12 protein-coding genes and 2 pseudogenes are annotated in these 13,456 nt (G+C 56.1%); 4 read left to right on the top strand and 10 right to left on the bottom strand.

The genetic code is table 11. The features are described from left to right. Positions 1-33: 33 nt before the first annotated feature. The 8 genes from ACQZ51_RS20305 to ACQZ51_RS20270 are packed head-to-tail and all read right to left on the bottom strand — an operon-like array spanning position 34 to position 6,571. Positions 34-876, bottom strand: a complete 843-nt coding sequence (locus tag ACQZ51_RS20305; RefSeq protein WP_448779997.1) for a Pnap_2097 family protein — start codon at positions 874-876, stop codon at positions 34-36. Then, positions 873-2,129 carry an MSMEG_0569 family flavin-dependent oxidoreductase gene (locus tag ACQZ51_RS20300; RefSeq protein WP_448779995.1) on the bottom strand — a complete coding sequence of 419 codons (1,257 nt, stop codon included), beginning with the start codon at positions 2,127-2,129 and terminating at the stop codon, positions 873-875. Before ACQZ51_RS20300 ends, ACQZ51_RS20305 begins: the two co-directional genes overlap by 4 nt. 11 nt (positions 2,130-2,140) lie before the next feature. Beyond that, a complete protein-coding gene (locus ACQZ51_RS20295; protein WP_448779993.1) occupies positions 2,141-2,419 on the bottom strand; it encodes an MSMEG_0570 family nitrogen starvation response protein in 279 nt (92 codons plus the stop codon). Then, complete coding sequence (locus ACQZ51_RS20290; RefSeq protein ID WP_448779991.1) at positions 2,412-3,383, bottom strand: sll0787 family AIR synthase-like protein; 972 nt, start codon at positions 3,381-3,383, stop codon at positions 2,412-2,414. The genes ACQZ51_RS20295 and ACQZ51_RS20290 overlap by 8 nt, the downstream gene beginning before the upstream one ends. Further along, on the bottom strand, positions 3,380-3,922 hold the full coding sequence (locus ACQZ51_RS20285; RefSeq protein WP_448779989.1) for an MSMEG_0567/Sll0786 family nitrogen starvation N-acetyltransferase: 543 nt from the start codon (positions 3,920-3,922) through the stop codon (positions 3,380-3,382). The genes ACQZ51_RS20290 and ACQZ51_RS20285 overlap by 4 nt, the downstream gene beginning before the upstream one ends. Continuing rightward, positions 3,919-5,040, bottom strand: coding sequence for an MSMEG_0568 family radical SAM protein (locus ACQZ51_RS20280; protein WP_448779987.1), 1,122 nt, complete (start codon positions 5,038-5,040; stop codon positions 3,919-3,921). Before ACQZ51_RS20280 ends, ACQZ51_RS20285 begins: the two co-directional genes overlap by 4 nt. Then, on the bottom strand, positions 5,033-6,043 hold the full coding sequence (locus ACQZ51_RS20275) for a Nit6803 family nitrilase (RefSeq protein WP_448779985.1): 1,011 nt from the start codon (positions 6,041-6,043) through the stop codon (positions 5,033-5,035). Before ACQZ51_RS20275 ends, ACQZ51_RS20280 begins: the two co-directional genes overlap by 8 nt. A gap of 45 nt (positions 6,044-6,088) precedes the next feature. Beyond that, complete coding sequence (locus tag ACQZ51_RS20270; protein WP_042616674.1) at positions 6,089-6,571, bottom strand: MSMEG_0572/Sll0783 family nitrogen starvation response protein; 483 nt, start codon at positions 6,569-6,571, stop codon at positions 6,089-6,091. Between the two features lie 277 nt (positions 6,572-6,848). Here ACQZ51_RS20270 and ACQZ51_RS20265 point away from each other — a divergent pair, with 277 nt between their 5' ends. Next, on the top strand, positions 6,849-8,219 hold the full coding sequence (locus tag ACQZ51_RS20265) for an aminotransferase-like domain-containing protein (protein WP_448779983.1): 1,371 nt from the start codon (positions 6,849-6,851) through the stop codon (positions 8,217-8,219). 129 nt (positions 8,220-8,348) lie between these two features. On the opposite strand, the pseudogene ACQZ51_RS20260 reads toward ACQZ51_RS20265, so the two are convergent. Next, positions 8,349-8,969 (bottom strand): annotated as a pseudogene (locus ACQZ51_RS20260) (response regulator transcription factor). Continuing rightward, positions 8,959-9,105, bottom strand: a pseudogene (locus ACQZ51_RS20255) (ATP-binding protein); the annotation flags it as partial. The pseudogenes ACQZ51_RS20255 and ACQZ51_RS20260, both read right to left, overlap by 11 nt. A 43-nt stretch (positions 9,106-9,148) precedes the next feature. On the opposite strand from ACQZ51_RS20255, the gene ACQZ51_RS20250 reads away from it, so the two are divergent. From ACQZ51_RS20250 to ACQZ51_RS20240, 3 genes are all read left to right on the top strand, one after another. Beyond that, entirely contained in the window at positions 9,149-9,946 is a 798-nt protein-coding gene (locus ACQZ51_RS20250; RefSeq protein WP_448780124.1) for a Csu type fimbrial protein, read from the top strand. Between the two features lie 352 nt (positions 9,947-10,298). After that, positions 10,299-12,428, top strand: a complete 2,130-nt coding sequence (locus tag ACQZ51_RS20245; RefSeq protein ID WP_448779981.1) for a TonB-dependent siderophore receptor — start codon at positions 10,299-10,301, stop codon at positions 12,426-12,428. A gap of 120 nt (positions 12,429-12,548) precedes the next feature. After that, complete coding sequence (locus ACQZ51_RS20240) at positions 12,549-13,415, top strand: alpha/beta hydrolase (RefSeq protein WP_448779979.1); 867 nt, start codon at positions 12,549-12,551, stop codon at positions 13,413-13,415. The last annotated feature ends 41 nt before the right edge of the window (positions 13,416-13,456 follow it).

The following is a 13,456-nucleotide window of genomic DNA, read 5'->3' as shown; positions in this document are numbered from 1 at the left end:
ACTTGACCCGCCGAAAACACTCGGTGCTTCAGTTCAACCTTCACTTGATCGGCGTGTTGATGGCTGCAAACGAATTCGCATTGTCGCGAGGGGTCGATCTCTGGCGCCGAAGAAATTGATGAGGTAACCCCGGTAAAAGCGCTTGAATGTGACCGATATCGGTTCTCCCGGCTCCACATTGCCCACATAAGACACGTGTCTGGAGGCTAAAAGCTCCGGTCGCCTTTCCCCGGCCTGGAAGAGGGCGCGGTCTGCGATTGCGCTATAGGATGGAAAGTAAAGAAGGGCGGCGGCGTTGAAGTCCGTCGCAGGGCAGGGAAGGATTTTTTCTTCGGTGAAGGCGTCTAGCCCGGTTCGATTCTTCTGAAGGATCGAACGGGCAGCGGCGGACCCTCTGTCAACACTGCGTTGGACCGACAATGGTGCATCTGGCGGAACCGCCATGACTTTCGGGCTGCGCCGAACAATCGTGTGGTTGGTTCCATCGGCAGAACGGCCCACAAATGTGGATGACAGTATCAACTCACCGATGATGTCTCCCTCGAACCTAATCCTTTGTCGGGATGCGAGCCGCTGCTGCGATGTGCGGAACAGTTCTCCTGATAATTCAAGACGTCCCCCGAGAGAGGGCATGTCGGGATTGCTGAAGCGCAGGCTCGTGGAACAGAAGGCTGCATAAAGCGGCTCCCCCTTTGCGCATTTGAAATACGCCTCCTGCTGGCCCATTGCTTTTGCAATCAGCCGCCAATGCAGATCGCCCGCCCGTCGTAACAGCCATTGCTCGGAAAGGCCGCGATAACCCATTTCGGCCATGCCGAGGACATGGCTCTCTGTTTCGTCCTGTTGCGACTGCGTCGGGCACGGCCTGAGACTCATGCTGCAAACCTTGCCTTTTGGCGGGCGACAATTTCCTTGGCGAGGAACTGGCTATCTTCATCGATCCCGAGAAATCGGCCTGAACCCCATGTGTTAAGCCAACCCAGACCAATGAAGTAGAGGCCCGCTGCGTTGGTCACGCCGCGCTGGAACTTTGGCCTGCCTCGTTCGTCGAAGCAATCCACCTTGAGCCAGGAGTAGTTGGGACGGAAGCCGATGGCCCAGATGATCGATGATATCCCGGCTGCCGCAATATCGACCTCCTCGATTTCTCGTTCCGGTCTCCATACCTTCTCGAAGGGTGGCTCTTCGGGTGCATCAATGCCTTGGGCACTGATCCAGGCGTCGATCTGCTTGCAAATTCCCAGATAGCTCCGGTCTGCGTCATCGAGATTTTTCTCAAGGTCCGGAAGGAAATTCATGGTACACCCCGCGCCGCCCGCGACAGAGCCGTACAACTTGACCCCTTCATTTGCGTATTTCCGCAGGTCGATTTCCTTCCCGCCATCTCTGCCCGACATGTAATGGTTGGTTTGCGTAAGCGCTTTTACCGGGTCCGGGTGCTTATCAATGGTCACATCATAAATGCCGGCATCATAGAGCCAGTCCGTGGCGTCACGACCACGATACTTACGCGGGCTACGCGGAGCAGGACCGACGGCGAGGTGAACCGGGCGACCTTCCAGATGAAAATCGTCCATGATCTGAACACCGGATTGGCCCGTTCCGACGATGAGGGCCGCGCCGTCTGGCAGTTGCGAGGGCCTGCGATACTCGCGCGAGTGAATCTGCACGATGGCGGGATCGATGTCCTTGGCAAAATCAGGCACGATGGGATGATCGTAGCCACCCGTGGCGATGACAACCTGATCGGCCAGCCAATGACCTGCAGTGGTTTCGACACGGTAGCCGCCCTCGGCGCGAGGCTCGACCTTTGTTACATCCACGCCTTCGATCAAAGGCGGATTGAAGCTCTGCGCAAAGCCGTCGAGATAATCAACGATCTCGTCTTTGCGCATAAATCCATTCGGATCCTTGCCACTATAGGACCAGCCCGGCAGGCGGCATTGCCAATTCGGAGTCACCAGACAGAAACTGTCCCAGCGATTGTTCCTCCAGCTCTCAAACCGGCTGTGGCGCTCGATCACCACATGTTCAATACCTTCACGGGTGAGATACCAGCTCACGGACAAGCCAGCCTGACCACCTCCGATGATGATAACCGGAATATTGGACTCTCGACGTTCAGTCATGTCTTGTTCCTTCAGGAAAATGACAGGCAAGCAACGTGGCCATCGGGGGCCTGGCTTGCAGCTGTCTGTTCAATTCTGGCCAACTGATCCATCGCGGAGGAGCAGGCGAAACCGTATTTGGCGGCGACACGGTCCGAGGCCTCATTGAGACCGGCCCGTACGTGCTGCAGGAACTCGGGAACCGGATAGGTCTGCCCTGTCTGCAGGTGGCTCCTTATGGCCGTCGAGGGAGAGTAACATTGCTCTTCCAACCCATCCGGCCAGCGGATCGTAAAGTGAACTTCAGGCATGGGAAACCTCCTTGGGAAGAGAGAGATAAGGCGCAACGCCGTAATCCCAGAACGGTGCAATTGAAGCTCCGCGCTTGAAATTGACCTGCTCACCCGCCGTGGCTTGCCCGATGACCTCAGCGCATATGTCACGTGCAGCGAATGTCGCGCAGACGCGCTCGGCATGGGCAGGATCGACAGACAGCAGGAAGCCAAAGCTGGGGAATGTTCGCAACCATCGGCCCAATTCGGCGCCCTCAGGCAGAGAGATCGCGTCAAGGTCAATGTCGAAGCCGCAGCGTGAGCATTCTGCCAGCATCAATGCCGTGCCTGCTATTCCGCCTTGGCTGATATCCTTGCCTGTTGTGACAAGCCCGACCTCAGCCAATTGCGGCAACAACTCGTAGTCGCCGCGAAGGCGGTCATGAGGTGCATCGAGGGCCGCGCACCAATTATCGAAACGTGGACGATAATGGCCGCGATGATCAATCGCTGCGACAAGGACGTCACCGGGTTGCGCAGTAAAGCTGGAGATCAACCGCGTTGCACGGCCAAGGACGGAAACCGAAAGGCCGAGCTCTGAGGTTTGAAGGTTGGTATGTCCGCCGACAATGGGCACGCCATAGGCTGCTACCGCATCCCTGAGGCCCTTGAGAAGAGGGGCGGCGGTCGCAACATCCGGTGCCCAGATCGTGTCCAAAAGTGCTGTTGCGCGACCGCCCATCGCTGCGATGTCGGACAGGTTGACCATGACGCCGCACCAGCCCGCAAACCACGGATCGTCGCTTACGAATTGCGGTATAAAACCTTCGCCCGCAAACAGATCAAAGCCCCCTTCCGGTCGCACGATAACGGCGGCATCATCGCCGGGAAGGCCAATCGTTGCTGCGGTTATCCCAAGAGCTTTGGTGGACGACGCAATATCAAGCTTGCTGCGTATCGAGGGATGAGTGGCAATCTCTTTTGCAAGCGCTTCCAGCGTCATCCCACCCTCCGCGGTCTGGTGCACCATCCTGTTTCGGGGCTGAGAATTGCGGGGTAATGGGCCAGCGAAGCGCGCATATGCATGTGAGGTACGCCGTGAAGCTGGACAGTCTCGACACAGTCCCAGTGCAGGCGGCGGAAAAGGGGGACGTTCTGTTCCTGGACATGAGCGTTGAATTCGGTGCATCCCATGCCGTTTGCAGAGCAGACCGCAAGCCGGATCAATTCTGCGCCAAGCTTGCCCACGCGCCGGTAATGTTGATCGACGGCCAGACGCGATCCCCACCAGATGCCTGGCGAAGGCTCATGAATGCGGACGGTTCCCACGATTTCGGCTGGCTCTGCCGCCATTGTCGTAATGGCCGCAAGAGGGATGGCGACTTGGTCGATTTCATCGCGGTCGTGCAGTTTGAATATGCCCTGCTCATCAACGAACACGGCGTGGCGAAGCTGCGCAACGCCTTGAAGTTCCCAGTTTTCGGTTGCAGCACGAATAATGAATTCCGGGCTGATAAAAGATGAGTGGCTTATTCCGCTCATGCTGGAACCCTCAGCTTTTCATAGGTTGAAAGCGCTGAACATGCACCGCATTTGCCGCAGCCAGCCTTGATGTCCGTTGCTCGCAGCCCACCATCTACGATGATCTGCGACAATGGGTTCAGGATGCTGGCCATGAACTCGGAGCTGGGCGCTGGATGGCTTTCCAGCGGCGTGCCGGAAATCGGAACGAATGGAACAACGAAGGGATAGACGCCCATTCGCACTAGCCGGTCAGAGATTTTAAGGATTGCTTCGCTCGTATCGCCAAGACCTGCCAGAATATAAGTCGAAACCTGACCACGTCCGAAGACCTTGACGGCCGCTTCGAAGCTGGTGAAGTATTTCTCGAGCGGCACGGAGGCTTTGCCCGGCATGATCCTGTTGCGAACATCAGGCGTGACGGCCTCCAGATGCATGCCCAGCGCATCGGCTCCGGCATCTTTCATGCGTTGGTGCCACACATCGTCTTCTGGCGGTTCGCACTGGACCTGAATGGGCAGGTTGACGACGGCTTTTACAGCACGGGCACTATCCGCAAGGATCGATGCACCGCGATCCTGCCCTGGCGGCGTACCTGTCGTCATGACCATGTGTTTCACGCCATCCAGCTCTACCGCAGCTTTTGCAACTTCAGCCAGTTGCTGGGGTGTCTTGTGGGCAATGGTTCTTCCAGCCGCGAGGCTTTGCCCGATGGAACAGAATTGACACGTCTTTTTCCGGCTCTCATAGCGGATGCAGGTTTGCAACACCGTGGTGGCAAGAACGTCGCGGGAATGAAGCACCGCAATCTTGTTATAGGGAATGCCGTCTTCGGTTGTCAGATCGTAGAATTTTGGCCGGTTCGGGAAGCGGATCTTGGCGACCACCTCACCGTGTTTGGTGACCCGCGAGCGCCCTTCCAGATCAGGCGCTTCCACGAGATAGGGGCTGTTGAAGGCCGGCGCTGTGTGAACAGGGATCATGACCGTCGTGTCACCGAAGCTCACAGCCTTGTGGTCGGAAGGGCCAGCTCCACCGCGACGGCTCTCATGTCCAGCGCGCGGATCGACAAGACGCATGCCCTTTGTCTGCAGGTCGTTGATCAGCTCGGGAATAGCTGTGCTAGCATTATCACGCATCTTCACGCTCCTGCTTTACGTGGGTGTCATTGGCATCGCGCGGGGCAAGCTCAGGTTGGAACATTTCAAGCGGTTGCGCCGGCCGCGCATCGTGGACGAGGTGGAGAAGCTCCGGTCTCGCATAGTGTCCAACGCTGTCCATCATACGCTTGCGTTTTGTAATCAGCTTCATGTCGAGGTCAGCAATCAGTATGCCCTCCCCATCGACAAGGGGCGGCACGACATGGCGCCCCTCCGGGGTGATGATGCAGGTCATGCAGCCGTCTCGCAGACCTTTTTGCAGTTTTGGATCCGGATTGATTGAGGCGATCTGATCCTCGCTCAGCCATGCCGTTGCATTCACGACAAAACATCCGGCTTCCAGCGCATGGTGGCGCATCGTGACCTCGATCTGCTCACCGAAAATCGGGCCGACCAGTGAGCCGGGGAAGTGAGCCGCGTGAATTTCCTCATGCTGAGCCATCAGCGCATATCGGGCGAGGGGGTTATAATGTTCCCAGCAGGCCAATGCGCCCACACGGCCAACGGCGGTATCCACAACCTTCAGGCCAGAGCCATCGCCTTGACCCCAGATCATGCGTTCATGGTAGGTTGGCGTGATCTTGCGGCGCTTGAGTTTCAGGCTTCCGTCTGCATCAAAGATCAGCTGGGTGTTGTAGAGAGAGCCATGATCGCGTTCATTGACGCCGAGGACAACAACAATGCCCCTTTTGCGTGCCGCATCCGCAACCGCCATCGTCTCCATGGAAGGAACAGTGACCGCCTCTTCGTACAAACGAAGGTGTTCGGCACCCTGTAACATCGGCGGCATCACGAAACTGAAATAGGGATACCAGGGGACGAAAGTCTCGGGAAAGACGATGAATTGCGCGCCCTTGTCAGCGGCCTCGCCGATGGCGTTGAGCACTCGCTCCATCGTACCTGCACGCGATGTGAGGTCGGGCGATATTTGCACGGCGGCGGCGCGAACGATTCTGGACACGGCTGGCTCCTTTACGATCATCAGGCTGGCGCGCGACGCGAAACAGTCGCGCCGCGCAAGCGTCGATTACACAGTCCAAGTATCAATGATCAGCGCGTTGGCCTTCTTGTGGATCAACACGCAGTCAAGCACGTCCTGCGGGAGGATGGGGATGATCCCGGGGATCAGCGATGGCTCGCCGTGACCGTAGAGCGCCTGAAGGGCAAAGCGACATGCGTAGATCTTGCCGCCTTCCTTCATGAAGCGTTCGAGGTTCTTGTTGAAATTCAGGTGGCCGGGAAATGCTTCGTCGCCAAGTTTGGGAAAACCACGCTGGATGCCGAGCGTAACGCCCGGGCCGTAAAGTAGAATAGAGGTCTCATAACCCTTACGCTGAAGGCGGATCGCGTTGAGGATATTGACGAGGCCGATAGAGCCTTCGAAAGCGACTGTGTGGAAGGTAACAAGAGCTTTTTCGCCCGGATCTGCCTTCACATCTTCAAAAACCTTGGACTCGTAATCCACGAAGAAATCGCCGTCCTTATGGGCTTCCTGCGTTACCTGAGGCATCTATCTCGCTCCTTGTTTGCGGTTTGGATGTTGAAGCGTACGACGAAAATTGTATGAATCAATACCAAGTGTAATATCCATACAATAAAAGCTGAAACGGCTCATTGATTCTGCCGTAGTGCAAAGATTTGATGCTGTTTGCTTAGAAAATAGGCGCAAATTGGCGAAATATTGCGCGGTTTTTAAACTTGAAATATGGCAAACATCTCGCTTGAAACCGCATTAAATGATCCATACAATTGCAAACAATACAGAACCGATGTGAGAATCCAAGCCTATGCCGAGTTGGCCTCCAATATTAAAGCCGGATGGAAAGCCGCGATATCTGCAGATTGTGGATGCCATTGAGGCCGCCATAAAACGCGGTGAATTTTCGCCGGGCGAGAGGCTTCCACCCCAACGCAAGCTGGCGGAGCGGCTGGGCATCGATTTTACAACCGTCACCCGCGCTTACGCCGAGGCGAATGCGAGACGGTTGGTGGAAAGCCATGTCGGGCGTGGCACATTCGCTTGCGCTCCGGCTCATTCCCGCCATGAGGCGAACCCGCATCGTTCCCGGGATGAAGATCTGTCGATGAACATGCCGCCTGAACCGCAGGATGGTGAGCTCATTGCGCGGATGCAGGACGGCCTTCGCACGGTATCGGCCAATCTGATTTCGCTGCTTCGATATCAATCAACGATTGGCGGCAATCAGGATAAGGCGGCAGCATCCTCCTGGCTTTCCAAAAGAGGAATGGTCCCAAGCCTTGAACGCATCGCCATTACGCCCGGTGCACATGCGACGATGACGGCCATATTGTCGACAATGACGCGTCAGGGTGACGTCATACTTTGCGAGGCGATCACCTATCCCGGTCTGCGGGCCATTGCGGCGCGCATGGGACTTCAGCTGGTTGGCATACCCATGGACAGTGCGGGAATTCTTCCCGACAAACTGGATGCCGCCATCCATCTCCATGAACCCAAGGCACTCTACCTCAATCCCACCGTCCAGAACCCCACGACAATAACGATACCGCAGGCGCGTCGCATGGAGATCGCCGAAGTGCTGATCCGGCATCGGCTGACCCTGATCGAAGACGATGCTTACGGCTTCATTCCGGCGTCGGCTCCAGCTCCCTTCGCGACCATGGCACCCAATCTCACCTGGCACATCGGCGGGCTGGCCAAATGCCTCGGTGCCGGTCTGCGTCTTGCCTACACGGTCGCGCCGAGCGCCAAGGCTGCCTATTCGCTCGCGCAAGCGCTGCGAGCCAGTGCGGTCATGCCCTCTCCAATTTGTATGGCCCTTGCAACGCGATGGATCGAGGACGGTACGGCGGACGCCATCCGCCGCTTTGTTCGCACGGAAAGTGCGGTACGTCAGAAAATCGCCTCCGAGACATTGAGAGGGTACGAGTTTCTGGGAGAGCCTGAGGCCTTCAACATCTGGCTGAAATTGCCGATGGGTGCCAGTCGAGCCGAGTTGATGGGCCGTATGGCAGGTCGCCATGTGGGATTGATGCCATCGGATGCCTTCACCGTCCTGGGTGCTCCCGACGAACATGTCAGAGTTTGCCTCGGGGGAACGGTGAGCCGCGAGGAACTCCAGGCAGGCCTCTCATTCATGGCAAACACACTCTCGGATATTGGCTGGATGGGTTAGCGTTGGAGAGTTGAGACGTATGACGGGATTGTGTTTCGGCAAGCATCTGACCGCGCTATAGGCACCCAGGCATGACCTCAGCTGGAAAAAAATAATACACATCACCAACTCAGTTCGTAGAATGTGGGGTTACGGCAGCCCGTCAGCTATTTTGACCAGGTGAGCGACCGACGTAGCCTTCATCTTTTGCAGCATATGGCCTCGATGGAGCTTCACGGTGGGCTCGGCGATCTGCAACTCTGCCGCGATCTGCTTGTTAAGCTTTCCCGCCATGACCAATGCCATTATTTGGCGCTCCCGTTCGGTTAGCGACTTGTAACTGGTTTGGACGGTGGCCCTTATAGTTCTTTCCAGCCTGCGAAGTGCATCATGGGCAATGGCCCGGTTTACGGCTTCGAGCAAATCCTGTTCACGAACAGGTTTGGTCAGTACATCGATGGCACCAGCCTTCATTGCTCGCACGGCCATGGGTACATCGACATGAGCGCTAATTAAGACGACGGATCTGGGCTAGTCGCTTTGCGCCAACGCTTCCTGAAACTCAAGTCCGCTCTGGCCGGGAAGGCGGATGTCGAGGACGATGCATCCAGCCTTTTCGGGATCGTCTGCGTTGATAAACTCCTTCACGGAGGCATGTGTCTCGGCGCTGAGTCCTACAGACTCAAACAGTCCCTTCAGAGCTTCGCGGACACTGTGATCATCGTCGATGACGATAACCGTGGGGCGCCTGTTCTTTTTGTCATCTATCAACGGCTGTCTCCTCGAAGCTGGACAGCGTGAAGGTAAATGACGCCACCCCGGGGTAGTTGTTAGTAGCCCAGATGCGGCCACCATGCGCTTCAACGATAGATCGGCAGATAGAAAGGCCCATTCCTATCCCGTCCGTGTTGATTTTCACTGAGAATTGACCCGGCGGGGGTGCGGCGAGCATCAACTGCGCCAATCTTCTCAATATCAGCACAAATGTCAGAATTTGCCTCAGTATCGACAGCGGCGCGGGAGGAATGACTGGTGGCGTTCGAACCATGGCTGGTGGCTCTAACATGCTTCAGTATCAGCTTTATCAGGATGCATCGCGAACCATACCTTGGGGCACAGCCAATCATAACTTGCTCGGAGCGCCTCGGCCACTTGACTTCCTGTTGCTACCATTGACAACGCTGGCGACGACTAGGACCGTTTACGCTCGCGTCCTTCCTAACCAGCAGACGGTTCCCGGGGGAGCTTACTCTTCCGCCTTTTCTAGCGCCCATGCCCGGGTCACCTGGGCACCTTACACTTTGATCGCCCCGTCCTGCGTATCGATCACTCAAAATCCAAGCAGTGCCGCGTTCAATATACTGAGCTTCGTGGATCGGACATGCAGTGTCTCAGCTCAGACCCTGAGCTTTGGGAGCCACGGCTTGCTTAAAAGCCAGATCGACTCTGCCAGCCAAATCGCCGTTAACTGCACAGCAGGTCTTCCTTTTTCCATCAGTCTCAATGGGGGCTTGGCCAACGCTGCCCCAGTTGCACGCAAGATGACCAATGGTAGCCATTCGATTACCTATGGTTTGTTCAGAGATGCCGCCAGATCTCAACTCTGGGGCGCCGTCTCGAACCTCCTGGCGGGGGGAACGGGTAACGGGCTCATCCAAAACCTGACGGTCTACGGTCGCGTGCCACCACAGACTACCCCCCCGGCTGGAACCTACACAGATACCGTTGGCGTCACGGTGACGTATTGAGATTTTGGCTTATGGCGGGGGTGTCAGTTACCGGGTAAACGGTTCATATCACATCAAGGCGTGCAGATAGAACCGCCGTCGTGGCGTGGTCAGTTTGCCGTTAGGTTATCGTGCCTAGGCAGGAGATTACTCACTCGAGTTGGGCCACCACCTTCTGGGCTCGTCTCAGGGAATTTGCCGCTTTCCCCAGAAAAGTTGATTTCGTCTATCATATTTGTTGATTGTAATAAATTCAGTTCTTATACGTCGAGTTGGCGAACATCCCGCTCGGCGACCTTCCTCGCTGCTCCCCTTCATCTGTGACCTTCCGGATCACTACCGAAATCTGCCGCTCGCCGAAGAGGATAGGGCAATGAAATTTTCTTTCGACCATTTCCCGAAAAATCGCAATCTTCTAACCTCCACAATACTCGCTGGTGCGATGGCCACAGGTTTCACGCCTTGCATCGCATTTGCGCAGGATGCCGCTGGCGGTACGACACAACTTGAGACAATCATTGTACAAGGCTCCGGAAAGACGATCAGTGAGGACAATGATACCATCGTTCCAACACGCGCCGTCTCTGCCTTGAAAACCGACACGCCGTTGGTGGAGACACCGCGGTCGATTTCTGTTGTCACGCGAACGGAAATGGAACAGCGCGGCGCGACTGACATGGTTCAAGCGACGCGGTACAGTTCTGGGGTGAGTACGGGTGGTTTCGGCTACGACCCGCGATTTGACCAGATTACTATCCGAGGGATCGAAACAACTGAGAGCGGTGATTTCCGCGACGGTCTGCGCCAGCCCGTGATGAACTACGGTGCTTTCACAACCGAAATTTACACGCTCGACCGTGTTGAAGTTCTGAAAGGTCCTGTCTCAGTCATGTACGGAGCTGCGAGCGCTGCCGGCATCGTCAACAAGATTTCCAAGCTTCCTCTAAAGGATGCGCATCACGAGATTGAGGTTCAGTACGGCACCATTGCGCGCAAGCAGGCGGCATTCGATTTTGGTGGACCAATCGGCGAAAGCGACGAACTGTTCTACCGCGTCGTCGGTCTCGTTCGTCAAGGGAAGAGCAACTACGACATCCAGGATGACCGCTACTTGCTGCAGCCATCATTCACATGGGAACCAACCGAGGCGACTAAATTCACAATCTACGGCCTGGCTCAGGATACCGAAACAGAATCGAGCGCGTGGACTTTCGAGAACGACGGGAAAATTTATCGCGTCAGCGACCCGGACTACGACTACCAGAAGGTTCGGCAGTATCAGCTAGGCTATCAGTTGGAGCATGAATTTGATAATGGCCTTACGTTTAGGCAAAACGCGCGAGCGAGCGATCTTGATCTCAGGGCGCGATATGCAGACCGTCGAACCATGTTCAGCGCTCCCGCCGATCCTTGGCCCACTGCAGCTGTAACTGACAAAGTGCGCGCCTATCAGATTGATAACCAGTTGCAGGCCAAATTCGATACCGGCGCCATTTCCCATACGCTCCTCGCGGGATTAGATTACACCAGTGTGAATTCGGATTTCGCCGACGGATATGGTTCGACCCTCCCTGCTGATATCGGCAACGCACCGTCTCCGGCACTAACGGGCTTTACCAGTAACGATCTCCGCCAGACGGGACTTTACACGCAAGAGCAGGCGGAAATCGGAAATTGGCGTTTCGTCGGCGGCCTGCGCTACGACTGGCTGCATCAGGAAACACGGGACAAGGTGGCTGCGACCGGTTCCCAGAAGGATGACGGCGCTCTGTCCGGACAGGTTGGGCTCCTCTATCTCTTCGACAATGGCCTTGCTCCTTACGTGAGCTATGGAACCTCCTTTGTGCCCTCGACGCAGCGTTCCGCGAACGGTGGCGTGCTTGATCCAACGGAAGGCCGCCAGATTGAAGCCGGGATAAAATACCAGCCCGACGGTGAAAATTATTCTCTCAGCACTTCGGTCTACAAGCTGGTCGAAACAGGCAAGCCACAATATGCGGGCTTTTCCGCTCCGCTCTTTCTCTATGAAAATTCGGGTGAAAATACCTTCACCGGCTTTGAGGTCGAAGGTCGCACTACGTTTGACAACGGTATCAGTCTGGTCGCTGCCTACACCTACACCCATGGAGAAATCACGGGAAATCTCGACACCTCCATCATAGGTAACACGCCGACAACTACGCCCCGGCATATGGCTTCGTTGTGGGCCAATTACACCGTAGCGGAAGATCTGATTATCGGTGGTTTCAGCATCGGTGGTGGAATACGTGCAACAAGCGAATCCTTTACCGATGACATCAATACGGCCAAGAATGCCGGCGCAGTCTATTTTGATGCTTCACTCTCTTACGATTTCGGTGTGAAGTCACCCGACCTGAAAGGTCTTTCGCTTGCTGTGAGCGCGACAAACCTCGCCGGCCGTCAAGAGCAGGTTTGCAATGGGGGGTACTGCTACTTCGGCCAGGGCCGTACGGTTTTAGGGTCGCTGAAATATAAGTGGTGACGGGGTCAACCACAGCCTCAATCAATCGATTCGGTCGTCCTAAAGATAACACTCAGGCCGGAGCGAAATGCTGAGACATCTGTCGAATGGTGCCCCTGAAAAACCCAGAGCGAGATGAGCATGACTGAAGAGCGATATGCGTTGCCCGGAGCCCTTTACTTCGACGTGCAACCATCTGCGGGCGGCGAACCGTACCGTATATTCTTGTATATGCCCGCAGGAGAACCGCCTGCCGAGGGATGGCCGCTTCTCGTCATGACAGATGGCAATGCGACCTTTCCCTTTGCGGTTGCCAGTCTGGTGACGCAAGCGCCTTATCCCACGGGAACAAATGTCGGTTGGGGCGTTATCGCGGCAATCGGATATCCGTCCGACCAACCCTATGATGCATTGCGCAGGGCGTGGGACCTGGGTCCGCCGCCGCTCAAATCCTATCCGCCGTATTTCGAAGGTGGTCCACCGGTCCGTATTGGTGGGACGGGGGAACTACTCGACTTCATCGAAAAACAACTGTTGCCTCTGCTTGCCGATCGGGTGCCAATCAATGGGGAGCGTCGGTCGCTTTTTGGGCATTCCTTTGGCGGTCTTTTCACACTCTACGCTCTTTTTGAACGTCCAGATCTCTTTGCCAACTGGATTGCCGCGAGCCCGACCATCTATTGGGAAGGTAGTGAAATTCATAACAACGAGGCTAACCGCAAGAGGATAGGACGGTCGTCTTTCCTGCATCTTTCGGCCGGTGAGCATGAGGGCGATGACCTTGCGCCCTTCCAGTACCGAAACGCAGATGCAGCATCGCGCCTGGAGAGGCGGAAAGCTGAGCGGACTGTGGCATTGGCCAAGGAGATGGCAGAACGATTGAATGCCGTTGACGGCATTCGCACGCAGTTCGAAGTTTTTGCAGGGCAGACCCACATGTCCGTCGTCGGACCGGCCGTCAATCGTGCCGTCGGCATTGCCTTTGACTTGGTAACTACGAATGCGTGACAAGCACCTTCGTTTTCGCCGTTCCATATTACGATAGAGGA

The organism is Agrobacterium sp. CG674 (genome assembly GCF_053521645.1).
The sequence above is the reverse complement of the archived record's forward strand: the minus strand, read 5'-3'. Positions and strand labels throughout refer to the sequence as shown.